We start from the raw sequence: 22,854 nt of genomic DNA, 5'->3' as shown, positions 1-22,854 counted from the left end.
AAGGACCGGTCCCGTGGCTCTCACCACGGCGCCCGGCCGGACCCCGCGCACCGGACCGGCCGGCCCTCGCCCCGCGCGGCGTCGGGCCGGCCGGGCCCGGCTCGGCGAGGGCCTGGCGGGGTACGTCTTCCTCTCGCCCTGGCTCATCGGACTGATGGGTGTCACGGCGATCCCGATGCTGCTGTCGCTCTGGCTGAGCTTCACCGACTACGACATCCTCACCCCGCTGTCCGAGGTGCGGTGGGTGGGGCCGGCCAACTACGAGCGGATGTTCACCGCCGACCCGTCGTACTGGCACGCCGTCCGCGTCACGCTGACGTTCGCGCTGATCGCGGTGCCGCTGAAACTGGCCGCCGCGCTCGGCGTCGCGCTGCTGCTCAACCGGGCCTGGCGCGGCGTCGGGCTGTTCCGCAGCCTGTTCTACCTGCCGTCGCTGCTCGGCGGCAGCGTCGCGCTGGCCATCGTCTGGGTCAACATGTTCAACCGGGACGGCGCGTTCAACTCGTTCCTCGCCCTGTTCGGCGTCGAGGGGCTGCCCTGGGTCAGCGACCCGGACTGGGCGCTGGAGACGCTGATGGTGCTGGCGATCTGGCAGTTCGGCGCGCCGATGGTGATCTTCCTGGCCGGGCTCAAGCAGGTGCCCACCGAGCTGTACGAGGCGGCGGCCGTGGACGGCGCCGGGGCGTGGCGGCGCTTCCGCGCGGTCACCCTGCCCATGCTCTCCCCGGTGATCTTCTTCAACCTGGTGCTGGAGACCATCAACGGCTTCCAGGGCTTCACCGCCGCGTTCGTGCTCAGCAACGGCACCGGCGGCCCTGTCGACTCCACCCTCATGTACACGCTGAAGCTCTACATCTCCGGCTTCACCGACCTGGAGATGGGCTACGCGTCGGCGATGGCGTGGGTGTTCCTGGTGGCGATCGGCCTGATCACCGCCGTCTTCTTCAGCACCGGCCGGTTCTGGGTGCACTACTCGGACGGAGAGGACTCATGACGGCGCTCACCGTGGCCCGCCGCCGGCCCGGCAGCGGCCGGAACGTCCTGCGGCTCGTCGTGCTCGTGGCGATCGTCGCGGTGGTGCTCTACCCGCTGTTCTGGATGCTCGGCACCTCGGTCAAGTCGCAGGCCGAGATCGTCAACAACGTCGGCCTGCTGCCGGAGGAGTTCACCCCGGGCAACTACCTCGACGGCTGGACCAACTTCGACATCAGCTTCGGCCGGTTCTTCCTCAACAGCGCGCTGGTCAGCGGGCTCACCGTCGTCGGCAACGCGCTGTCCTGCCTGCTCGCCGCGTACGCCCTGGGCCGGCTGCGGTTCCGGCTGCGCAAGCTGTGGTTCACCGTGATGATCGGGACGCTGCTGCTGCCCGGGCACGTGCTGATCGTGCCGCAGTACATCCTGTTCCGCAGCCTCGGCCTGGTCGGCGGCGACTGGCCGTACCTGCCGCTGCTGGTGCCGCAGTTCCTGGCCACCGAGGCGTTCTTCGTCTTCCTCATGGTGCAGTTCATGCGCGGCATCCCGCGCGAGCTGGACGAGGCGGCAACCATCGACGGCGCGTCCCCGTACGGCGTGTTCCGGCACGTCATCCTGCCGCTGAGCCGCCCGGCGCTGGTCACCACCGCGATCTTCTCGTTCATCTGGACCTGGAACGACTTCTTCCGGCAGCTGGTGTTCCTGTCCAGCCTGGAGGACTACACCGTCCCGGTGGCGCTGACCCTGTTCATCGACTCGACGAGCCAGAGCTCGGTCGGTCCGATGTTCGCCATGTCGGTGCTGTCGCTGCTGCCGGTGTTCCTGTTCTTCCTGGCGTTCCAGCGGATGCTCGTCGAGGGCATCAACACCAGCGGGCTGAAGGGATGACCGCCGTGTCCGGCTCCACCGACGTACCCGCTCACCCCGACACCGCGCCGGCCCGTGCCGACTGGCGGGACACGCTGCGCGAGGCGACCGACCTGGCGCTGCTCGGCTTCGCCGTGGCGCTCGCCGCGCTGCCGGTGCTCACGCTCGCCCCGGCGGTCGCCACCGCCAGCGTCGCGCTGCACGACAGGTCGGTCACCGGCGCCTGGCCCGACGCGCGGACCAGCCTCAGCCGGTTCGGCCGCGCGTTGCCCGCCGGGTCGGCGGTGAGCGCCGCCGCGCTGGCCGCCGTCGCGCTGCTCGCCGCCGACCTGCTCGCGCTCACCACCGGCCGGGTGCCAGGCGGCGGGCCCGCGCTCGCGCTCACCGCCGTCGTGGTGGCGGTCCTGCTCGGGTACGCGGGCCTCGTCGCCGTGGCGGTCGGGCGCACCGGCGGCCGGGGCTGGCGGGTGGCAGCCCGCCGGGTGGCGCGTTCCTGCCCGGAGCGTCCCGGTGCGTGGGCCGCCGCCTCCGGCGTCTGCGCGCTCGCCGTGGTGCTGGGTGTGCTGGTCACGCCGGTGGCGGTGCCGATCCTCGGCGGGTACACCCTCGCGGCGCTGCACGCGCTGGACGCCCGCCATCCGGTCCCCGCGCCGGAGCCGTCGTGACCGCCGAATCCCGTTCCGCGGCTGCCGACACGCGCCCCGCCGGGACCGATGCCGAAGCCCGGCTCGTCGTGGACGGTGCCGAGGTGGCCCGGTACCTGGTCCGGCCGGACCTGGACCCGCGCCACGGCCCTCGGCCGTACCTGCATCCGGTGCGGACCCGGGCCGGCTCCCCGGTGACCGACGCGCTGCCGGCCGACCACGTCTGGCACCTCGGCGCATCGCTTGCCGTGCAGGACGTGGACGGCGTCAACCTGTGGGGCGGCCGGACGTACGTGCGCGGCACCGGCTACACCTGGCGCGACGACCACGGCGTCATCGCGCACACCCGCTGGCGGGAGCGGGCCGCCGACCGGCTCGACCACGACCTGGAGTGGCGGGACCGGCACGGCCGGGTGCTGCTGCGCGAGCACCGGCGGATCACCGCCGCGCCGGCCGGCGAGGACGCCTGGTGGCTGGACCTGTCCGCCACGCTCACCTCGGCCACCGGCGCCGACGTGCACCTGGGCAGCCCGGCCACGAACGGCCGCCCGGGCGGCGCCGGGTACGGCGGATTCTTCTGGCGGGCCGTGGCCGACGGCGAACCGCGCGTCCGCACCGCCGAGGCGGAAGGCGAGGAGGCGGTGAACGGGTCGGCCGCGCCCTGGCTGGCGCTGTCCGCCACCGCGCCCGGAGGTGGCGCGTACACGCTGGTGTTCACCGGTCTGGGGCCTGGTGACAGGTGGTTCGTGCGTACCGCCATGTACCCGGGCGTCTGCGTCGCGTACGCCTTCGACAGCCCGGCGGTGGTCGCGGCCGGGCGGCCCCGGCACAACCGGCACCGCATGCTCGTCGCCGACGGCCACCTCGGCCCGGCCGGCATCGCGGCCCGGCTGGACGCGGCGGCCACCCGGTGAGCGGGCCGGTTGGTGCCGCGGTCACGGACGGAGGCGGCGCCGGGAGCGGGCCGGAGGTGGTGTGCGTGGGCGAGACCATGGTGGTGCTCGCCCCTGACGACGGCGGCCGGCTCGAACATGCCGCGCGGCTGACTGTCGGCGTCGGCGGCGCCGAGTCCAACGTGGCGGCTGGACTGGCCCGGCTCGGGCACCGCACGGCGTGGGTCAGCCGGGTCGGCGACGACCCGTTCGGGCGGCGGGTGGTGGCCGAGGTCGCCGCCGCGGGCGTGGACGTCTCGCTGGTCGCCGTCGACAGGGACGCGCCGACCGGGCTCTACCTGAAGGATCCGGGGCCGGACCGCACCCGCGTGCACTACCACCGGGCCGGGTCGGCGGCGAGCCGCCTCGGCGCGCCGGACCTCGGGCGGCCGGGCCTGGCCGGGGCGCGGCTGCTGCACCTGTCCGGGATCACCGCCGCGCTCTCCGGCACCTGCCGTGACCTGCTCGTGTCAGCGCTGGACGGGCGCGCGCTGCCGGGCGCGCGGGTCAGCTTCGACGTGAACCACCGCCCGGCGCTCTGGCCCGCCGACCGGGCCGGACCGGTCCTGCGCGACCTGGCCGACCGCGCCGACGTGGTGCTGGTCGGGCTGGACGAGGCGGCAGTGCTCTGGTCGGCCGGCGATCCGGCCGCGGTCCGTGCGCTGTTGCCGGGCCCGGAGCTGGTGGTGGTCAAGGACGGGCCGGTCGGCGCGACGGCGCTGCCGCGTACCGGGCCGGCGGTGGTCGTGCCGGCGCTGCCGGTGGACGTGGTGGAACCGGTCGGCGCGGGGGACGCGTTCGCCGCCGGGTTCCTCTCCGGGCTGCTGCGCGGCCTCGACCTGCGAGCCTGCCTGCGGCTGGGGCACCTGACCGCCGCGCCGGTGCTGGCCGTGCCGGGCGACACCGCGCCGCCACCGGACGCGGAGACGATCGCGCGGGCGCTGGCGCTGCCGGACGAGGCGTGGCCCGAGGATGCGCGAGCGCGGGTCAGGGGAGGGAGCGGGAGATGAGCGGGCACGACTTCGAGGCACTGTTCGGCGACGCGCGGGTGATGGTGATCCTGCGCGATCTGCCGGCCGACGAGACGGTCCGGCTGGCGGAACTGGCCTGGGATCTCGGCATCGACGTGGTGGAGGTGCCCATCCGTACCCCGGAGGCGGTGCCGGCGCTGCGCGCCGCCGTGACGGCCGGGCGGCGGCGGGACCGGATCGTGGGCGCGGGCACGGTGCGTACCCCGGCGCAGGTCCACGACGCGGTGGCCGCCGGGGCGGCGTTCACCGTGGCGCCCGGCCTGGACCTGGCGGTGGCCGACGCGGCGGCCGGTCTCGGCGTGCCGCACCTGCCCGGCGTGGCCACGCCGACCGAGGCGCAGCGGGCGCTCGACCACGGCCTGGTGTGGCTCAAGGCGTTCCCGGCGGTCAGCCTCGGCCCGGCGTGGTTCCGGGCGGTGGCCGGGCCGCTGCCGGAGGCCCGCTTCGTGGCCACCGGCGGCGTCGACGCCGGCAACGCGGGTGACTTCCTCGCCGCCGGGGCGCGCGTGGTGGCCGTCGGGTCGGCACTCACCGACCCCGAGCAGCTGCCACGCCTGGCCACGCTCGCCGCCGGCGGCGCGGTCAGGTGACGGTACGGCCGGACGTGGTGGCGGTGGTCCGGATCGCCTTCACGATCGCCGGGATCGACCCGATCAGCAGCACCAGCGCCCAGATCAGCGCCACCACGGCGAACACCACGGCGCCCAGGTCGTCGAGGATGCTGACCAGGATCACCGGCACCAGGCCGTGCAGGAACTGCAGCACCACTGTGCACAGCAGCGTGGTCAGCGCCAGCGCGACGAGACCCTTGTTGCGTAGGAACCGGGGCTGGGCGGCGAGCAGCAGCCCGGCCCAGACCAGTTTGAGCAGCAGCGCCAGCCCGAGCAGCACCGCCGCGTCGTCGACCGGGAAGAACCCCCAGACCGCGAGGTACGCCAGCGTGCCGAACGGCGGGGCCAGGAACAGCGAGACCATCACCGTCAGCTCGACGAACGCGACGATCAGCAGGACCAGCGACACCAGCAGCAGCACGATCGAGAAGACGAGCGTGGCCACGCCCTGCACCCGGCCCTGCATCCGGTCCGGCAGCACCAGGCTCAGGCAGAACAGCCCGGTCGTCCAGAGCGCCACCACGTCGATCAGCGCCAGGTAGCCGATGCCCCGGCCGGACGGTTCGGACACCGCGCCGACGTCGCCCAGCTCGACGCCGAGCCGGCCGGCGCTGTCCCGCAGCGCGCCGCTCGCGTCGCCGCCGCCGGTCAGTGCCGCCGCGCCCAGTTCCACGCCGACCACCAGCGCCACCGCGAGCAGGGCCAGCAGCAGGAACGGCTTGCGCAACTCACCCATGCCGCGTCTCCGTCCCGGTCAGGACCGGGCCAGCGTGACCGAACATCCGCCACCTCCCGGACAGCGCAGGAGCACCTCGGTCTCCCGGTCCACCGCCACCTTCGCCACCGCCGGGCCGTCCGCGTCGGGGGCGACCTCGTCGGTGACTGTGACGTCCGCGTCGCCGGGTGCGCGGGCTGTCACCTCGAACGGCGTCGTCCCGCGCAGCACCAGCGTGCGCAGCGCGCCCGGGTCGGCCACCCGCAGCCGGCACACCGTGCCGAAGGTGAGCGTCACCCCGTCGGCGGTGGTGGCCGGTTCGGCGGCCGGCGGCAGGCACGTCACGGCCACCGTCGCCGGGTCCACCGTCCCGGACCCGCGTCCCAGCCGGGCCAGCACGCCCGGCCCGGCCGACGGGTCGCCCCTGTCGTCGCGGCGCCCGGCCACCGCCACCACGTACAGCGCCACCAGCAGCACGGCCAGCGCCACCAGCAGCACCTTCTGCTTGGTACTCATGGCCGGACGACGGGCGTGAAGCGGATCTCGTCCACGCCCGCGAAGTACCTGTCGGTGCCCTGGGTCTTGCTCACCGCCACGAGCGTCAGCTTGTGCGGCCCGCGGGTCAGCTCCACCGTGCCCACGTCCACCTCGTCGGTGCGGACCACCGTCGGGCTGAACCCGAAGAACGTGTCGCCGACCTGCCGGCCGTCGACCAGCCAGATCGTGTTCGCGTAGTCGAACGAGGTGGTGCGGACGGTGGAGAACCGCCACGTGCCGTCGGCGGGCACGTCCACCTGCACCGTCACCCGGTCGCCGACGCCCCGGCCCAGGAAGAAGAGTTGCGCGTCGCCGGACCACACCACGTCGCAGCAGTTCTCCTGCGCCACCACCTCCGCCTTCGCGCCGGTGGTGGACTGCACCGCGGCGCCGGCGACCAGCGTCTCCGCCTCCACCGTCACCGCGTCGGCGCGTGGCGGGGCCGGGGTGTCCGGGCCGCGGGTCACCAGCCAGGCCACCACCCCGGCCACGACCAGCACCAGCGCCGCGGCGGCGGCGATCCACGGCCACGGCGCGCGCTTCGGGGGTACGACGGCGCGCACGTCGTACGTGACCCGGCCGCTGGATCGGGAACTCTCCTCCGGTGCGGTGTTGGCCGAGTACGCGAACCCGGTCATGTCGTAGCGCCGGGGCGGCGTGCCGGGCGGCACGGCGAGCCGGACCAGGAACGACACCGAGCCCTGTCCGGGTACCACCCGCTGCGGCTCGGCCACCGTGAACCAGGCCCGCTGGCTGCCCTCGCCGGGCGCCACGTCGAAGACGACGGTGTCCGGCGCGGTACCCGGGTTCGACACGGTGAACGTCAGCTCACCGGCGTTGCGGGCATCAAGCGTGAACTGTTCGGCGGCGGCGACGACTGTCCATTCGGTGGTCATGACGGCTCCTCGGGCGGATCGTGGGGCGGGGGTGCGGGTACGTGCGCCCGGCCGACCGCGCGCACCGTCGCGACCCCGGCGGCGGGCCCGGGATCGTCCGGCTCGGACGGCCCGGAGTCGGGGGGCGAGCTCGGATCCGCCGGTCCCGGGTCGGCGGGTTCCGGGTCGGCCGGGGACGCGACGACCTCGACGGTGACCGCGGCCGGTTTCTCCGCCTCGACGATGCGGGTGATGAGCGCGAGCCGGTCGGCGGCGGCCGGCGGCACCCGCACCACCAGGTGGAACGGCCGCTCGGGCGGCTCGTCCAGCACGAACCCGGTCACGCCGGTGGCCAGTTCCAGCGCGGTCCGCATCCCGTACGGGGTGCCGCGCCAGCGGGCCAGCAACGCGCCGTGCGCGACCAGGTCCCGCAGCCGGCCCACCGGCAACGGCAGCGGTGCGTCGGCGCGGGGCGCGGCGACCACGTGGTCCATCGCCACCCAGCGGGTCAGGTACGCCACGAACCCGTCCGGCGTCCGGTACGGCCCGAACAGCGCGTCGACGTCGGCGAGCACCGCCTCGTCCGGGGCGTGCAGTGCCTCCATCACGTCCAGCAGCGCGCCCAGCACACTGCCCGGGCCGGCGGCCCGCTGGTACGCGGCGGGCAGCAGCCGCTCAATCGCCGCTCGGCGCATCCTGCCGCACCACCTCGATGTCGTGCTCGCCGGAGCAGAGCAGCCAGGTGCCGGGGACGGTGACCACGTCGGCGGTGGCCTGGTTGGCGCTGGCCGTCCAGTCCTCGCCGTCGTCGCTGCGGAACACGCCGCGCTCACCACCGGCCAGCACCAGCCGCCCGGCGCCGGACGTGCCGGTGGGCGCGGTGGCGGCGATGGCGTCGACCGGGACGAACCGGGTCCGGTCCCGCAGTGGCAGGCCGCAGTTGACCATCACCGGCGACCACTGGGGCTGCCCGGCGAGCGTGTCGAGCCGGACCACGCCGCCGCTCTGCGTCGCGGCGAGCGCGAGCGGGCCGCTGAACGCCAGATCCCGGCAGGTGCCGCCGATCCAGCCGGACGCCATCGACTGCCACTTCACGTCCGACTCGAACAGCCGGGTGCGGTGGCAGCCCTGGCCGGGCTTCTTCGGGTCCGGTTCGCCCGCGCCGCACCACAGCAGCGTGGCCGGGCCGTCGTACTGCACGGCGAGCACCCGGTTGTCCACGTTGGCGAGGCCGACGTGGGCGAACGTGCCCGGCCGCCCGGCCGCTGTGGACAGGTAGACGCCGAATCCGGCCTGCGCGGCGACAGCCACCCCGGGTGCGCCGCGCTCGGAGACGAACGCGCGCACCGCGTAGAAGCCCCGGTCGGCGTCGGCCGGGTCGACCAGGATCTGCAACGGCACCGCGCCTGGCAGCAGCGGCACCTCGTACAGGCCGGTGTCGGTGGCCAGCAGCAACGCGCCGGTGCCGTCCCGGTCGATCCAGGCCAGGTCGCGGACGCCGGAGTCGAGGTCGGTCAGCAGCGTCCACGTCTCACCCAGGTCGGTGCTCAGCCGGACCCGGGAGCCACCGGCGTCGCGGGTGGTCACCACCGCCACCGAACCGGCGCGGGGGACGACGCCGGGGCGGACCGGGGCGGGCGCGGGCACCACCCGCACCACCGTCTCGTCGTCGAACCGGCCCGCCGGCTCCCAGCCGGCACCGGCGTTCGTGGAGCGGAACAGCACCGGGCCGCCGCCGGCGTACCAGGTGTCCGCCTGGTACTGGTCCACCGCCACGGTCCGCACCCGCGCGTCGGGCGCCTCGTCGACCACGAACCGCACCGACTCGACGTAGCGCACACCCGGCTCGGCGTGCTCCAGCATCCGGTACACGTTGGAGGCGCGCAGCGGCTCGCCGAACGCCCAGCCGGCCGGGTTCAGCGGCGTCGGCAGCGGGCTGAGCGTCTGGTGCAGCCGGTCGTGGATGCGGCGGCGCACCGCCTCCACGTCCTCCTCGCGGCGCACCACCACCCGCGCCTGGATGGACACCGCCTTGTACCGGGCCCAGCCCGCCCGCACCGCCGTACCGAGGGCACGACGGCGTTCCAGGTCGGCCTCGACGCGGCGCCGGGCCTCCTCCACCTCGTGCTCCCGCAGCACCGCCACCGGCAGCCGTCCGCCGGGGCGGGCCGCCTCCGGCACGTACGGCACCAGCACCACCTCTACCTCGCCGGGCCGGGCGAAGCTGTAGACGGCGGCCCTGGTGAACGCCCGCGCCCGCGCCACCGCCCCGGAGCCGGTGGCGAGGATCTCGAAGTCCCGGGCGGTCACCGCGCGCTGCTGGGCGAAGAACTCGTACGGCCCGCGCGCCAGCACCGACTCCAGCGACTCCAGGTCCCGCCCGCCGGTGGCCGGCTCCGGGTTGTCCACGGTCACCCCGGGCAGCGGGTCGCGCAGGCTGGTGAGCACGCCCGCGGCCACGTTCCCGGCGGGCCCGCCGCCGCAGCGGTACCAGAGCCGCACCTGCCGCCCGGCCGGCGGCACCGCCGCCACCGTGGTCGCCCCGGCCGCCCCCTCGACGGCCGGGGCGGCTCCGGTGTCCGGGCGCAGGTCCAGCGCCGGGGCGAACGTGACCACCCCGGAGGCCCGGTCCACCAGGTAGACCTTCGCCTGCGGCCCGACACCGGCGAAACTGTCCACCGGCCGCCAGATCTCGTACGTGCGTCCCTCGTGCTCGCGGGCGGCGGCGCCCAGCTCCACCGAACCCGCCGGCACCTCCACGCCGAGCAGCAGGTCCAGCGCCTCGGTGGTGCGGGTCAGCGGCGCGCGGGCGGCCCGGAACACCTGACCGGGTTGCCCGGTGCCGGTGCCGAGCAGTTCCGCCTCGACCGGCTCGCAGTGGTGCACGCGTACCGTCGTCGTGGTCTCCCCGGCGGGCAGCGCCGCCGGTTCGGTGGTCACGAAGACGACCGGCCGGGGGTCGGCGCCGCGGGCCGCCGCGACGCGGGTGCCGGCCGGCACCCGCACCGGGCCGCGGTCCGGGCCGGTACGGGTCAGGCGCACGTCCGCCCAGGCCGCCGCCGGTGGGTGCCGGGTGACGCCGAGCAGGTTCAGGAACGCGACGTACGCCTTCTCCGGCAACTGGTTCAGCCGGTAGATCATCACCTCGGTCAGGTAGGCGAACGCCTCCACCAGCGCCATGCCCGGGTCGTGCGCGGACAGGTCCGTCCAGTCCGGGCAGGACCGGGCGATGCGTTCCCGCGCCTCGGTGACCAGGTCGAGGAAGGCGCGGTCGTCCAGGTGCGGCACCGGCAGCGTCATGACGTGCCCTCCTCGTCGGGGGTGTCGCCGGGTTCGGTACCGGCGGGTTCGTCGTCGGCGGGGAGCAGGTCGACGGAGAACACCAGGTGGCCGGGGGAGAGGCTGGCCCGGACCCGGTAGTCCAGCCGGATCACCAGGCGCCACGGGTCGTCCGGGTCTCCACCGGCGTCCACGTCCAGCACCTCGACCCGGGGCTCCCAGCGCCGGATCGCCTGGCGCACGTAGTGGATCGCCAGCCCGGCGGTGGTGTCGTCGTTGGGCGCGAAGACGAGGCGGTGCAGCCGCGACCCGTACCCGGGACGCATCAGCCGCTCCCCGGGTGTGGTGGACAGCAGCAGGTACAGCGCCTGGCGTACCGTCTCGTCGCCGTCGGTCATGGCGAGTCCGCCGGCGGCGGTGAGCGCGAGGCCACCGGCGCGGCCGGCGTCGAAGCCGGCGCCGACGAAGCGGAAGGCCCTCATGCGTCCGCCCCCAGGAAGCGCTGCCGCACGTCGCGGACCTGGTGGTGCACGGTGCCCGGCGGGGTGCCGTCGGTGAGCCCGTCGAGGTGCGACAGCACCACCGGCTGCCGGTCCACCCGCACCCACGTGCTGTAACCCACAGTCACGGTCAGGGTGTGCAGGCACGGTTTGATCGTCGGGCCGTAGTTGGGGCAGGCGGTGATGTCGCGTCCCTCCGGGTCGGGCCGCACCAGCACCGGCACGGCCTGGACCGTCACCCAGTCCTGGGACGGGCGGTTGCGCACCCGCCCGTCGTGCCCGCAGGTGATCAGCGAGTCGCGGTGGATCCAGCGCATCAGCCACCTCCGGCGGAGCGGGCGAGCGTACGGGCCTGGGCGGCGGCGGTCTCGGCGTCCTCGGCCGCCGGGGCGTGCAGGAAGTCGACGGTGCGGCCGCGCACCACGACGGCCCGGCCGGGCGCGGAGAGCACCAGGTCACCGGCGGCGTGCACGGTGGTCAGCTCGGGCCGCAGCTCGACGAAGCTGCCCGCGTCGGTGGCCAGCCGCAGCGTGCGCCCGTCGTCGTCGATCACGATCGACTGGCCGGTGCCGGTCCGCATCGACCAGCGGCGCGACCGCCCGGAGACGATCCCCGTGTCGTACGGCTCGACCGCGCCGAACAGCGAACCGAGCACCACGCCCGAGGCGGGTTCACCGCCGGGCAGCGCCACCAGCACGGTGTCGTCCGGGTCGGGCAGCGCCACGATGCCCTTGCCCCGGCCCGCGCCCGGGCACAGCACCGCGAGCCAGCCGGCGTCCAGATCGCCGTACGCCGGGAGCAGCACCCGGACCCGGCCCAGCCCGTCCGGGTCGTCGACGTCGGTGACGGTGCCGAGCGTGACAGTGGCCGCCGGGGGCGTGGCCGACGGCGGCGGGCCGGGCGGCGCCGTGGAGAACCGGCTCAGGTGCCCGTCCGCGTCCACCGTGTGCACCACCTCGGTGAGCACGTACACACCGGCCAGCGGCTCCGGGACGCCGGCGAGGGTGATCCGCCGGCCGGGCCGCAGCGCCGGGTCGCCCTCGGCGGTGCCCTCGGCGGTGACCAGCGCCGCCACCCGGGTGTCCAGCCCGGCCTGGGCCAGCGCGGCCAGCTCGTCGTCGCTGCGGCCGGGCTGGTCGACGGCGGTACGCACACCGTCCGCGCCGACGTCGCCCGGGTCCGGGCGCAGCGGGATGCGCCGTCCGCTACGCGCCTCGTCCGCCCGCTGGCTCAGCGCCTCGGCGCGCTGCGGATGCCAGCCGAGGACGGCGCACTCCGCACCGGCCCGGTCCAGGTTCTCGGTGACCCGCAACGCGTGCACCGTCTCGCCGAGCGTCAACGGCAGCGGCTCCCCGTAGCCGTCCAGCGTGAACAGCCGCAACCGGTCCCCGTCCACGCCCAGGTGCAGCCCGGCCCGGCCGGCCACCTCGCAGAGCAGGTCCAGGTCGGTGTGCCGGTGCTGGAGCAGCCGGTCCAGGCGCGGCCCGTCCTCCTCGGCCGTCACGCTCAACCCCAGCCCGGCGCACAGCTCACCGGCCAGCTCGGCGGCCGTCACCGACTCGAACACCCGCAGCTCCTGCCGTTTGCGCAGCCGGTGCAGCGGGTCGTACGCCCGGATCCGGGCCAGCGCGGCGCCGTCACCTGCGTACTCCCGCTCGACTGCTGTCACCTCGCCGGTGAACAGCGCCTCCGCGTGCCCGTCGAGGCGGACGTCGACTGTGGCGCCGGGGCGTACCGGCGGGTCGAGCGGGCCCGCCCCGGGGGCGGCGGTGAGCGTCAGCTCGCACTGCGCGGGCCGGTCCAGCCGGGCGGCGACGCGGATGCCGCGCAGCCGGGCCGGGTCGGCCAGCGGCCGGCCGTCGACGCTCACCAGGGCGGCCCGGCTCACGGCGTGCCTCCTGTGGTGACGGCATCCGGCGGGACGGTGGCGGCGCCGACCGGCGGGACGGCGAGCGCGGTGCCGGCGGGCACGGTGAGCGGGTCGGTGATCCGGTTGTGCTCGGCGAGCAGCCGCCAGCGCAGCGGCGAACCCAGCGCGTCGTGGGCGAGCAGGTCGAAGCGCACCCCGGACCAGCCCGGCTCGGCCGCGCCGTCCGCGGCGGCGACCACCGCCGACCCGGGCGCGACGGCGGGCGTGCTCGCGGCGGCCAGTTCCTCCTCGAATCCGGCGCGTGCCGCCTCCGCGCCCTCCGCGACGCGGACCAGCTTCAACCGCAGCCAGGACCGCCGGGGCGTACCGGTGAGGGTGAACGCGTCGAACCGTTCCGCGATCGCCGTGATCACGCCGGGGACGTTCCAGGTCTTGCCCCAGACCAGGCGGACCAGCGGCGGGCGCAGCCAGCCGTGCTCGACAGCCGAGTTCTCGGCCAGCATCCACAACGGCCGGGTCAGCGCCCGGACGTCCTCCGGCCGGGCCGGGGACTCCACGAAGTCGACGTCGAAGAGCAGGTCCAGGACCAGTTCGGTACGCCCGCCGCCGGTGAAGACGAGCGGGTCGTCGGCCAGCCCGGCGCCGGTGAGCGGCCCGTCCGGCCCGCCGCGCGGGCGTACCCCGGCCAGCCGGGTCACCTGCACGGTCTCCGGATTCAGCAGGCAGTCGACACGGGTGCCGGACTCGTCCACGAGGAAGGCGACGCGTTCCATCAGTCACCCGCCTGTTCCCGATCCAGCCGGGCCGTGTCACCCCACGGCGTGGTCCGTGCCGGGAGCCACGCCGGTTCGGCCGGGAGCACCGGCCACGGGTCCGCGTGTGCTCCGCCGCCGGTCGCCCGGGCCGCGCCGGCCGGGCTCGTCGTCCGGGCCGGGCCGCCGTCGTCCGGCAGGGCCGGCCACGGGCCGTCGGTCGCGGGCCGCGCGGGTCGCTGCCACTGTCGCGTCCGGAACTCGCCGCCGGGGGCCGGGTCGTGTCCGTCCGGGTACGGCGAGCCGGCGGCCCGCCCCGGGTGGTGGCCGACGGGTCCGTCCCCGGTCCCGCCGTGTCCGGCCGGTCCCTGCCGCCCGTGCGGTGAGGCGGCCGCGACCAGGAGCGGGAGTACGTCCTCCCGAGCGGGCGACGGTTCCGTCCCGGTGGCGTCCGGCCGGTGCCGCTCCCGGCTCCGGCCGGCCCGAGCGAGCCCGACGAGGGCGTCCGCCCGATCCGCGTCGGCGCCGGGCCACCGCGTGGGGGGCGACTGCCGGTCCGTTCCGCCGGACGCCGGTTCGCCGAATGATCCAGCCGTGTCCGTGCCGCCGTTGATGCCCGCTGTGCACGCCGGCCCTGCTGCGATCGTCGATCCGGCTGCATTCGTCGATCCGGCCGTGTCCGACCCGCCCGCTGCGGCCGGCGTTCGTGCCTCTCCCGGCGTGCCCGCGGATCCGGATGCGTCCGCGTCGCCTGCCGTCGTCCGCTCGCCAGACGATCCCGCCGGACCGCGCGATCCCGTCCCGCACCGGCATACCGGCGGGAGGGCAGGCGCCGAGGCAGCGCCGAGCCCTGCGTCGTCACGGGTGCGGAACCCGGCAGTGGCCGCCGGTGCGGAAGACCTGGCCCCGGCCGATCCGCTTCTCGCCCCCGCCCGCCCCGTTCCGCTCCCCGCACCGGCCGGCTCGCTCCCCGGCCAGTCCGATCCGCTTCCCCAACCGGTCCATGGAGATGCCGCCCGGGCCGGCCCTGCGTCGGCGCGGTTCGCTGCTGCGCCCGGCCCTGCCGATCCCGGCGGCCCGCCGCCGGCCCCCGCCTGCCCCCGGCTCCCAACTCCCGGAACCGCTGTCCCGCCCATCGGGACGCCCTGAAGATCTTGGTAGGAAATGGCCCCTATGGGGGCCGTTTCGTACCAAGATCTCGACGACGAACCGGCATCCGCCTCGTGGCGGGAGCGCGTCCGGGAGCGGGTTGTGCCGAAGCGGTCGGCGAACCGCGCCTGCCATCCTCGCCACCACCGGCCCATCCCGCGCCGGCTCGTTCCATTCCGTCGCGTCGTCGTCCGGTCCGGACCGTCGTGCACGGACGGGTCGGTGAGAGGTCCGTGCTCGACGGGGGACGGGGGCGGGGGAAGGTCGCGCAGGAGGCCGGGGGCATGCGCCGCCACCAGCCGTCGCCAGTGCTCCGGCGGCTGGCCGGTCGGTCGCCGCACATCGTCCGGTGCGCCCGGGACGTGGGGCGAGCCCGGGGAACCCTCGGAGCCCGGTGAGTCCGGGGAGCCCGGGAAGCCCGGTGAGGACGGTGCGTCCGGTGAAGCCGGTCCGGAGAGGCGGTCGGCGGTGGCCCGCAGGGCGCGGGCCAGCCGGTCACGCGGTCGCCGGGGCGGCGGCACCGCCGGCCTCCAGCTCCAGGCCCTCGTACGCCAGGGTCAGCGCCTCGATGGCGATCTCCTGCGACAGCGTGTTCAGGTGCGCGCCCCGCCATCGCGTCGGCCACGCGTTGATCATGTTCCAGCGCAGCACCTCGGCGGTGCCGGCCGGGTCCAGCAGCACCACCGACACGTTGCGCCGGTTGACGGTGCCCTTCGCCGCCGCGTTCACCCAGTCCCACAGCTCCCGCGAGCTGGTCAGGCCGAAGTGGAGAGTGACCGGGGCGTACTCGACCTGACCCGGCACGGCCCGGATGCGCTCGTTGCCCGCCTCCCGGTACGACAGCGCCGGAATCGCCACCTCGAAGCCGCTGACCTCGGTGAAGTGCCCGTTGGTGATGCCGTTGATCAGCAGCTTGAAGTGGTACGCCCGGTACGGGTCGACGGGTGCGCCCGGCTGCGGCGTCGCAGTGGTGGGCATGTCAGCCTCCGATCGTCTCGGTCTCGGTGCCGCCGGCCCACTGGCTCAGCTTGAACACCACGAACTCCGCGGGCTTGACCACAGCGATGCCGATGTGGGCCACCACCATCCCGGCGTCGCGGACGTCGGCCGGGTTGGTCTCCTCGTCGCACTTGACGAAGAACGCCTCCTCGGGCGTACGGCCGAGCAGCGCGCCGTCGCGCCACACCCGGGTGAGGAACGCCCCGATGTCGCGGCGGATCGAGCGCCACAGCGTGAAGTCGTTCGGCTCGAACACCATCCACCGGGTGCCGCCCGCGATGGCCTGCTCGATGGAGATCGACAGCCGCCGTACGTTCAGGTAGCGCCACTCGCTCGCCTCGGCGGCGAGCGTACGGGCGCCCCACAGCCGGATGCCCTCCCCGGCGAAGAAGCGGATCACGTTGACGCCCTTGGGGTTGAGCACGTCGTGCTCCGGCCGGGTCACCCGGTACGCGAGGTCGACGGCCCCGCGTACCGGCTCGTTGGCCGGCGCCTTGTGCACGCCGCGCAGCGCGTCGGTGCGGGCCCAGATGCCGGCGACGTGCCCGCTCGGCGGGGTGAGCACGAGGTCGCCGCTGAGCGGGTCGCGGACCCGGATCCACGGGAAGTAGAAGGTGGCGTAGTCCGACTGCCGGGGCCGGTCGCCGCCGGTGCCGGGCGGTTCGTCGTCGGCGCCGCCCGGCGTACCCTCGGCGGGTTTGTCGGCCGACCCGGCCGCCGCGGGCTTGGGCGGCTTGCCCGGCGTGGCGACGCGGGTGAGCCGCGAGACGTCGGTGACCTCCGGCGGCGGGTCGCAGATCGCGACCATGGTGCGCAGCCGCTCGGCCATGCTGATCAGTGCCTCGTGCGAAACCGGGTCGTGGTAGCCGGGCGCGGCCACTATGGAGATCTCGTCGATCGCCTCCAGCAGTTCCAGGCCGCCGCGCCGCCCGCCGGTGCCGGTGAGCCGGCCGCCCTCGCCGACGTTGACGACCCAGCAGCGGGTGCCGCCGTTGTCCAGGAAGCCGAACACGGCGCGGGCCAGCGGCGTGCTCTCCAGCTGCTCGCCGTCGGCGTACAGCCGCAGGAACTCGGTCCAGCTGTTCACCGCCAGCGCCTCGCCGACGTGGGCGCCGCGGTCGGGCGCGACCCCGACGAACGCGGCGGTGCTCATGCCGACCGGCCCGATCGGGCGGGCCCCGCTGGGCACCTCCTCGACGTAGATGCCGGGGGAGAAGTAGGTGGGCATCGGTCCTCCTCGGACGTCAGTCGGGGGCGCGGACGACGATCAGGCCGTCGCCGGCCGGGTCGAGCTCGGCGGTGTGGACGCGGCCCGCGCCGGTGAGCCGGATCCGCACCGGGGCGTCCGGCGCGTCGGGGTCGTGCGGCACGCCGGCCAGCCGGAACCGGCCGGCGGCGTCGGTCTCGGTGGCCTGGGCGGCGCCCACCAGCTCCACCCGGACGGCTGCCAGCGGCTGGTCCTGCGGCCCGACCACCCGCCCGTGCAGGGTGCGCATGCCGAGCTGCCGCAGCCGCAGCGGCTGCCGTACCGGCGGCGCGACCGGGACCGGCCGCTCCACCCGGGCCGGCGCGTCCAGCAGCAGCGCGGGCCGGGGCACCACGCCGAGCGCCCGCCACAGCGCCGGGTCGCCGGCGTCCAGGACCAGCTCCGGCCGGCCCGCCGTGGTGGCGGCGGCGAGCACCCGGTCCAGCGCGGGCAGCGCCGCCGGCCCGCCGCCGGAGACCAGCAGGCGGACCACGAACCGGTACGGCTCGCGCGTCGCGCCGCCGGTCGCGGTCTGCCGGGCCGGCCGCAGCTCCAGCGGCCAGACCGTGAGACCGCCGTCGGGGTCGTCGCGCGGCGGACCGACCGGTACGGGCTCCCCCGCAGCCCCGGCCAGCCAGCTCGCGACGTCCGCGACGGCCGCCTCGATCGCGCCGGTCATCGCGGTGGCGTCCCCTGGATGCGGTACGCGATGGCCTCGTTCCACACGTGCGGGTAGACGCCGATCTCGAAGTAGCGGGTGAACCGGTTGATCGGCGCGTTTGTGTGGTCGTGCCAGAGCAGCCACACCGGCGCGACGGTGAACAGCACGTAGTTGAGCGCCACCAGCGGCAGGTAGAACGGGCCGAGCAGCCGGGCCTGGAACACGTGCACGTCCTCGTGCCGCTGGATGCCCGGGCTGGACCCGGCGCAGACCGTGCCGATCGTGGTGGCGTACCGGGGGGAGACGCCTTCGACGACGTTGACCCGGCCGCTGCCGGCCGAGACGACCCGGTCGAGCTGGTGGCCGAAGACCAGGTGCAGCGCCAGGTAGAGCGCCCCGGCGAAGGTGTTGAGCAGGCTCCAGGTGTGGTCGACCACGAAGAGGAAGATCCCCTTCGGGCCGGCGCCGTACGTGCCGGCGGACGCGGACGCCCAGCCGAACGGTGCGCCGACGAGCAGGCCGACGACCGCGCCGACGAGCAGGCCGACGGTGCCGGCGGCGAGCTGCCCGAGCAGGGCGCCGAAGACGACCTGGACGGCCGCGCTGAGGATGCCGAAGATCATGGGGTCACCTCTCTCAGACCCAGGAGCGGACGAAGCGGGGCTCCTGCCCCTGTGCGAGCTGGGTCGGCGACGCCTGCGTCGCCTGCCGGTTGCCAGGGGGGAGCTGGTTGACGCCGAGCGCGGCCGAGAAGATCACCAGGCCGTTGAAGAACGCGATGATCCACTTTTCCGGGCCGGCGTCGTCGGCGAACGCGGCGGTCAGGTAGGACAGCAGGAGCGCGACGCCCAGCGCGATCCACTTGCGCGCCTTGTCGCCGCTCGGTCCGATCAGCCCGCCGATGACGTTCGTGGCGAGCAGGGTGGCGGCGCTGGCACCGGTGAGGCTGCCCAGGGCGGCCCAGGTGAAGAGATCGTTCACGGCGATCCCCCTCTTTTCGATGGTGCGGTGGTGCGGTCGGGGTGGAGTGGTGCGGCGGCGTCCGGGTTCACTGGACCCGGATTCCGCCCGGTGTGCTGGTGGGCCGCCGGCGCGGGCGCCGTCGGTGGTCGGCGGGTCTCAGGCGGGCGGACCTGCGGGTGGCGCCGGTGCGGCCGGGCCTGTGGTGGCGGCAGGTGCCGGGCCGGCGGTGACGCCCGGGTCGGTGGTGGCCGTCGCGTCCGGGCCGCCGCGGGAGCGTCGGCGCCGCAGCAGGAGCACCACCACCACGGCGACGACGAGCAACAGGACGACCGCGCCGGCGACGACCGGCAGCCAGGGGAAGGAACCGTCACCGGTCACCACTGCCGCCGGGCTGGTGGCGGGCGGCGGGGGCGCCTGGGCGACGGCGCGCAACTCGGCCGGCTTGGGCTGGTTGGCGACCACCTTCCAGCTCACCGAGCGTCCGGTGATGGTGCCGTTGGTGTCGAGCACCCGGCCGGGGAACGTCACCGAGATCTCGAACTCCATCAAGGTCATGAACGCCTGTTGCTGGCGTGGATCCTGCTGCCCGAACTTGCCGCCGTATTTCTTCGGGTCCAGCGGGAGCGAGAAGCGAATGAGATCCTCGTCCCGGACAAGATTCACGCTTTCGCTCGTGAATTGCGCCAGCGGCGTTTTCCGGTACGTGATCTGAATGCCGTACGAGGTGGCGTCCTCGTACCGGGTCTCCGCCCCGGGCGGAAGTGAGGGAATGTTCGGCCGCAGTTCGGCGAACGCCACCGCCGGGTCCGGGTTCCGCTGCTTGAGCACGGACTTCGGCGCGGTGAGCAGGAGCTGACCGGAGACCGTGTCGTCGTCGTTCACGGTCAGCCCGAGGTTGAGCTGCATGCAGCCGCTCAATATCGCCACGAGGGCGAGACACACCGCGAGTCCGAATGCCCGGCTGCGGCGGAGTCTCGTATTCATGCGGCAAGTGTGAGCGCCCGCCGCGGGCGCGACAGTCAGCGATCAGCCGCCTTCGTGTCGCCGATCTTACCGGCCGTCTCTCCCATTCGGCCGACCCCGGGAAACCGTCGCGCTCGATATTCTGGAATTTTGTGTCCGAGTGTTCTCATCCGGTGCCCGCCACGACCCGGAACACCGGGATGCCCGCGGCGACCCGGGCGAACTCGGCGAGCGGGGCGTGCCGGTCCACCGGCACGTGCGCCCGGGCACCGGGGGCGAGCGCCAGGTGCCGCCGCAGGATCGCCGGCCGCTGCGCCACCGGCACCTCGACCAGCCGCACCGGCTCGCGGCGGCGGCGCCGCAGCACCACCCTGCCGTCCGCGGCGCGCACGTTCGCCACCCAGTTGGCACCCGCGCCCAGCATCGACACCACGTACCGCTCGCCGTCGAGGTCGGCGACCACTATCGGCACCGAAACGGTCCGGCCGGTACGACGGCCCGGCACCTCCATCGTCACCCAGTGCCGCGGCGCCAGGCCGGCACCGTACTGCCACGCCGACAGCGCGTTCATCATCCGGGCCAGCCGGTTCGGCCGGCCGCCCCGGTACATCCACGTCATGACCCCGCCCATCGGACCCCTCCCTCTCCCGGTACCCATTGACGGACGTCCGCCCGGCGGCGGCCAGGGCCGACCGGCCCGAACGCGACCATCGCAGCGTGAACCGCCGCGTGCCCGGCCACCGAGCGGCCCGGCGGGCCGCAGGATGAGGTACGCAGACCGGAAGGGAAGCGATGACAGCCACCGCGAGCCGGGCCGCGACGGCGCTCCGGCAGGCGGCGGCGGGCGACGCGCTCGCCGCCGCCGGGCACTGACGGGCGCTCAGGCGCTCTCCCGGGCGACAAGCGTCGACGGGAACGCGGTGCTCGGGGCGACCGGCGCGCGCGTCAGCACGGCAGTGGCCGCGGCGGCCGCGATCCGGTCCACCGGGTGGGTGGCGGTGGTCAGCGGCGGGCTGCTGATCGCGGCGTACGGCAGGTCGTCGAACCCGGCCACCGCCACGTCGTGCGGCACCCGCACACCGCGCCCGCGCAGCGCGGCGATCACCCCGAACGCGGTGGCGTCGCTGGCCGCGTAGACCGCGTCGGCGTCCGGCCACCGGCGCAGCGCCTCCAGCGCCGCCCGGCCGCCCCGCGCGGCGGTGAAGTCGCCGGTGACCAGGCGCTCCGGCGACCCCGACTCCCGCATCAGCTCCCGGTACGTGGTCACCGAGCGCTCGGCGCAGCTCAGCCAGCGTGGCCCGGTGACCATGACGATGCGGCGGCGGCCGGTGGCGTACAGGTGGCGCAGCACCTCGCCCGCGCCGCCGGCGTTGTCGACGTCGAACGAGGGCACCGCCGGCGAGCCCTGACCGATCGAGACGACGCGGCCGCGCAGCCTCGGCGGCACCGCGTCCAGCGCGGCCTGGGTCGTGTTGACCAGGATGACCCCGCACACGCCCCGGTCCGCGCCGAGCCGGGTCAGCCCCGACGGGTCGGCCAGCGGCAGCCACTCCAGCGCCACCCCGATGCCGTGCGGCGCGCCCACCCGCGACGACGCGCCCACCACCCGGTGCACGTACGGGTCGTCCAGCACCGTGTCGTCGCGGCCCACCACCGCCACCACCAGGCGTACGCCTGCTCCGCGCACCAGCGACCGGGCCGCCAGGTCCGGTACGTAGCCGAGGCGCTCGGCGGCGGCGTGCACCCGGGCGCGGGCGTCCGCCGAGGTGAACCCGTAGCCGCCGAGCACCCGGGAGGCGGTGGCCCGGGACACCCCGGCGTCGCGGGCCACGTCGTCGAGCGTGGCGGGGCGTGCGGTCGGCGTTCCCATGTCCGCATCATGCCCCTCCGGCCCGGGATGGGGTAAGGGGTGGCGGCGCTTGTGGTGGTAGCGCTCTCAGGTGTGCGATTGTCGTCGGGAACCAGACCGGGGAAGGGACCACCGCACCGTGAGCAGGACCATCGACGCACCGGCCGGGAAGCGGCCACCGGCGCCCCGGGCGGTGCTGACCGCCCGCAACGGCGTCGCCGTCGTCTTCGCCCTCAACGGGCTCGCGGTGGCGAGCTGGTTCTCCCGGGTTCCGGCCGCCCGCGAGGCGCTCGACCTCAGCCCGAGCCGGCTCGGGCTGCTGCTGCTCTGCGTGTCGGCTGGCTCGCTGCTGGCCATGCCGACCGCCGGCCTGGTCACCCAGCGCCTCGGGCCCGCGCGCACGGTCGCCGTGTCGGTGGTGCTCGTCACGCTCGGCCTGACCGGGGCCGGTCTCGCCGCCGGCCTGGCCGGATCGGTGGTCGGCGTCGGGTTCGGGCTCGCCGCGTTCGGTTTCGGCTCCGGCATGTGCGACGTGGCGATGAACGTCGAGGGCGCCGCGGTGGAGAAGCGCCTCGGCTACACCATCCTGCCCCGGTTCCACGCCGCCTGGAGTCTCGGCTCGGTGGCCGGGGCCGGGCTGGGCGCCGGCGCCGCCCGGCTCGGCGTACCCGTCGGGGTGCACCTGCCGGTCCTGTCCGTGCTGGTCCTGGCCGGCACGCTGCTCGGCGCCCGGGCGTTCCTCGCCGCGCCGGCCGAGGCGGCCGGCGACGGGGAGCCGGCGGCCCGGCGGCGGGCGCTGCTGGCCGCCTGGCGTGAGCCCCGCACGCTGCTGGTCGGGCTGCTCGTGCTGGTCATGGCGCTCACCGAGGGCAGCGCCAACGACTGGCTCGCGGTGGCGTTCGTGGACGGGTACGGGGTCGACGAGGCCGTGGGCGCCGCCGTGTTCGGCGTGTTCGTGGTGGGCATGACGCTCGGCCGCACCGTCGGCACCGTCGCCATCGACAGGTGGGGGCGGGTGCCGGTGCTGTACGCGACCATCGCGACGGCGTCCGCCGGCGCCGCAGTCGCCGTGCTGGCCGGTTCCGGCCCGCTCGCCGTGGCCGGCGTCGCGCTGTGGGGACTCGGCGCCTCACTCGGCTTCCCGGTCGGGATGAGCGCCGCCGCCGACGACGAGGACAAGGCCCCGGCCCGGGTGAGCGTGGTCGCCGTGATCGGCTACACCGCCTTCCTGGCCGGGCCGCCGCTGCTCGGCTTCCTCGGCGACCACTTCGGCGTGCTGTCCGCGCTCGGCGTGGTGCCGCTGCTCCTGCTGCCCACGCTCGCGCTGGTGCCGGTGCTGCGGGAGCGTCCCGCCGCGCCCGACGCGCAGGCCGGCGCCCCGGCGGCGAAGGTCGGCTGAGCAGGTCCAGCCGACTCCCACCGCGCTCCCAGCCGCCTGC

The 22,854-nt window shown here is 75.3% G+C and carries 24 protein-coding genes; 7 read left to right on the top strand and 17 right to left on the bottom strand.

The window, feature by feature from the left end; translation table 11 throughout:
• The first annotated feature begins 13 nt into the window (after positions 1 to 13).
• The 6 genes from NMK34_RS17625 (at position 14) to NMK34_RS17600 (ending at position 5,036) form a co-directional block, all read left to right on the top strand.
• Positions 14 to 994 (top strand): sugar ABC transporter permease, encoded by a 981-nt coding sequence (locus NMK34_RS17625; protein WP_318334337.1) that lies wholly within the window; start codon positions 14 to 16, stop codon positions 992 to 994.
• Complete coding sequence (locus tag NMK34_RS17620; protein WP_318334336.1) at positions 991 to 1,860, top strand: carbohydrate ABC transporter permease; 870 nt, start codon at positions 991 to 993, stop codon at positions 1,858 to 1,860. The genes NMK34_RS17625 and NMK34_RS17620 overlap by 4 nt, the downstream gene beginning before the upstream one ends.
• Positions 1,861 to 1,865: 5 nt before the next feature.
• Complete coding sequence (locus tag NMK34_RS17615) at positions 1,866 to 2,504, top strand: hypothetical protein (RefSeq protein ID WP_318334335.1); 639 nt, start codon at positions 1,866 to 1,868, stop codon at positions 2,502 to 2,504.
• Entirely contained in the window at positions 2,501 to 3,397 is an 897-nt protein-coding gene (locus NMK34_RS17610) for a PmoA family protein (RefSeq protein ID WP_318334334.1), read from the top strand. The genes NMK34_RS17615 and NMK34_RS17610 overlap by 4 nt, the downstream gene beginning before the upstream one ends.
• A 65-nt stretch (positions 3,398 to 3,462) precedes the next feature.
• Complete coding sequence (locus NMK34_RS17605; RefSeq protein WP_318334333.1) at positions 3,463 to 4,425, top strand: sugar kinase; 963 nt, start codon at positions 3,463 to 3,465, stop codon at positions 4,423 to 4,425.
• A complete protein-coding gene (locus NMK34_RS17600; protein WP_318334332.1) occupies positions 4,422 to 5,036 on the top strand; it encodes a bifunctional 4-hydroxy-2-oxoglutarate aldolase/2-dehydro-3-deoxy-phosphogluconate aldolase in 615 nt (204 codons plus the stop codon). Before NMK34_RS17605 ends, NMK34_RS17600 begins: the two co-directional genes overlap by 4 nt.
• Here the strand turns inward: NMK34_RS17600 and NMK34_RS17595 are convergent.
• From NMK34_RS17595 to NMK34_RS17515, 17 genes are all read right to left on the bottom strand, one after another.
• Positions 5,029 to 5,793 carry a hypothetical protein gene (locus NMK34_RS17595; protein ID WP_318334331.1) on the bottom strand — a complete coding sequence of 255 codons (765 nt, stop codon included), beginning with the start codon at positions 5,791 to 5,793 and terminating at the stop codon, positions 5,029 to 5,031. The genes NMK34_RS17600 and NMK34_RS17595 overlap by 8 nt on opposite strands.
• An 18-nt stretch (positions 5,794 to 5,811) precedes the next feature.
• Positions 5,812 to 6,288, bottom strand: coding sequence for a hypothetical protein (locus tag NMK34_RS17590; protein WP_318334330.1), 477 nt, complete (start codon positions 6,286 to 6,288; stop codon positions 5,812 to 5,814).
• Positions 6,285 to 7,205 (bottom strand): hypothetical protein, encoded by a 921-nt coding sequence (locus NMK34_RS17585; RefSeq protein ID WP_318334329.1) that lies wholly within the window; start codon positions 7,203 to 7,205, stop codon positions 6,285 to 6,287. Before NMK34_RS17585 ends, NMK34_RS17590 begins: the two co-directional genes overlap by 4 nt.
• Positions 7,202 to 7,879, bottom strand: a complete 678-nt coding sequence (locus NMK34_RS17580) for a phage tail protein (RefSeq protein WP_318334328.1) — start codon at positions 7,877 to 7,879, stop codon at positions 7,202 to 7,204. The genes NMK34_RS17585 and NMK34_RS17580 overlap by 4 nt, the downstream gene beginning before the upstream one ends.
• Positions 7,860 to 10,484 carry a putative baseplate assembly protein gene (locus NMK34_RS17575; RefSeq protein ID WP_318334327.1) on the bottom strand — a complete coding sequence of 875 codons (2,625 nt, stop codon included), beginning with the start codon at positions 10,482 to 10,484 and terminating at the stop codon, positions 7,860 to 7,862. The genes NMK34_RS17580 and NMK34_RS17575 overlap by 20 nt, the downstream gene beginning before the upstream one ends.
• Positions 10,481 to 10,945, bottom strand: coding sequence for a GPW/gp25 family protein (locus NMK34_RS17570; protein ID WP_318334326.1), 465 nt, complete (start codon positions 10,943 to 10,945; stop codon positions 10,481 to 10,483). Before NMK34_RS17570 ends, NMK34_RS17575 begins: the two co-directional genes overlap by 4 nt.
• Positions 10,942 to 11,280: a hypothetical protein gene (locus NMK34_RS17565; RefSeq protein ID WP_318334325.1), complete on the bottom strand. Its 339-nt coding sequence runs from the start codon at positions 11,278 to 11,280 to the stop codon at positions 10,942 to 10,944. The genes NMK34_RS17570 and NMK34_RS17565 overlap by 4 nt, the downstream gene beginning before the upstream one ends.
• The gene (locus NMK34_RS17560) at positions 11,280 to 12,851 is read right to left on the bottom strand and encodes a phage baseplate assembly protein V (protein ID WP_318334324.1); all 1,572 of its coding nucleotides are present in this window, start codon (positions 12,849 to 12,851) and stop codon (positions 11,280 to 11,282) included. The genes NMK34_RS17565 and NMK34_RS17560 overlap by 1 nt, the downstream gene beginning before the upstream one ends.
• On the bottom strand, positions 12,848 to 13,606 hold the full coding sequence (locus tag NMK34_RS17555) for a hypothetical protein (protein WP_030499327.1): 759 nt from the start codon (positions 13,604 to 13,606) through the stop codon (positions 12,848 to 12,850). Before NMK34_RS17555 ends, NMK34_RS17560 begins: the two co-directional genes overlap by 4 nt.
• A 1,623-nt stretch (positions 13,607 to 15,229) precedes the next feature.
• Positions 15,230 to 15,712 (bottom strand): phage tail protein, encoded by a 483-nt coding sequence (locus NMK34_RS17550; protein WP_013286679.1) that lies wholly within the window; start codon positions 15,710 to 15,712, stop codon positions 15,230 to 15,232.
• 1 nt (position 15,713) lies between these two features.
• Entirely contained in the window at positions 15,714 to 16,961 is a 1,248-nt protein-coding gene (locus NMK34_RS17545; RefSeq protein WP_318334323.1) for a phage tail sheath family protein, read from the bottom strand.
• 16 nt (positions 16,962 to 16,977) lie between these two features.
• Positions 16,978 to 17,658, bottom strand: coding sequence for a carboxypeptidase-like regulatory domain-containing protein (locus tag NMK34_RS17540; protein ID WP_318334322.1), 681 nt, complete (start codon positions 17,656 to 17,658; stop codon positions 16,978 to 16,980).
• Positions 17,655 to 18,263, bottom strand: a complete 609-nt coding sequence (locus NMK34_RS17535) for a glycine zipper family protein (protein ID WP_318334321.1) — start codon at positions 18,261 to 18,263, stop codon at positions 17,655 to 17,657. The genes NMK34_RS17540 and NMK34_RS17535 overlap by 4 nt, the downstream gene beginning before the upstream one ends.
• Before the next feature lie 13 nt (positions 18,264 to 18,276).
• The gene (locus NMK34_RS17530; protein WP_013286675.1) at positions 18,277 to 18,621 is read right to left on the bottom strand and encodes a hypothetical protein; all 345 of its coding nucleotides are present in this window, start codon (positions 18,619 to 18,621) and stop codon (positions 18,277 to 18,279) included.
• A 138-nt stretch (positions 18,622 to 18,759) separates the two neighbouring features.
• Positions 18,760 to 19,587 (bottom strand): LppM family (lipo)protein, encoded by an 828-nt coding sequence (locus tag NMK34_RS17525; RefSeq protein WP_318334320.1) that lies wholly within the window; start codon positions 19,585 to 19,587, stop codon positions 18,760 to 18,762.
• Positions 19,588 to 19,732: 145 nt separating this feature from the next.
• Complete coding sequence (locus NMK34_RS17520) at positions 19,733 to 20,197, bottom strand: nitroreductase family deazaflavin-dependent oxidoreductase (protein WP_262011768.1); 465 nt, start codon at positions 20,195 to 20,197, stop codon at positions 19,733 to 19,735.
• Positions 20,198 to 20,446: 249 nt separating this feature from the next.
• On the bottom strand, positions 20,447 to 21,436 hold the full coding sequence (locus tag NMK34_RS17515) for a LacI family DNA-binding transcriptional regulator (RefSeq protein ID WP_318334319.1): 990 nt from the start codon (positions 21,434 to 21,436) through the stop codon (positions 20,447 to 20,449).
• A 118-nt stretch (positions 21,437 to 21,554) separates the two neighbouring features.
• On the opposite strand from NMK34_RS17515, the gene NMK34_RS17510 reads away from it, so the two are divergent.
• Positions 21,555 to 22,814: an MFS transporter gene (locus NMK34_RS17510; RefSeq protein WP_318334318.1), complete on the top strand. Its 1,260-nt coding sequence runs from the start codon at positions 21,555 to 21,557 to the stop codon at positions 22,812 to 22,814.
• Positions 22,815 to 22,854: the final 40 nt, after the last annotated feature.

Source organism: Micromonospora sp. BRA006-A (assembly GCF_033433935.1).
In the GTDB taxonomy this organism is placed as follows: domain Bacteria; phylum Actinomycetota; class Actinomycetes; order Mycobacteriales; family Micromonosporaceae; genus Micromonospora; species Micromonospora aurantiaca.
Note: the sequence above shows the minus strand (reverse complement) of the source record. Positions and strands in the feature narration are given on the sequence as shown.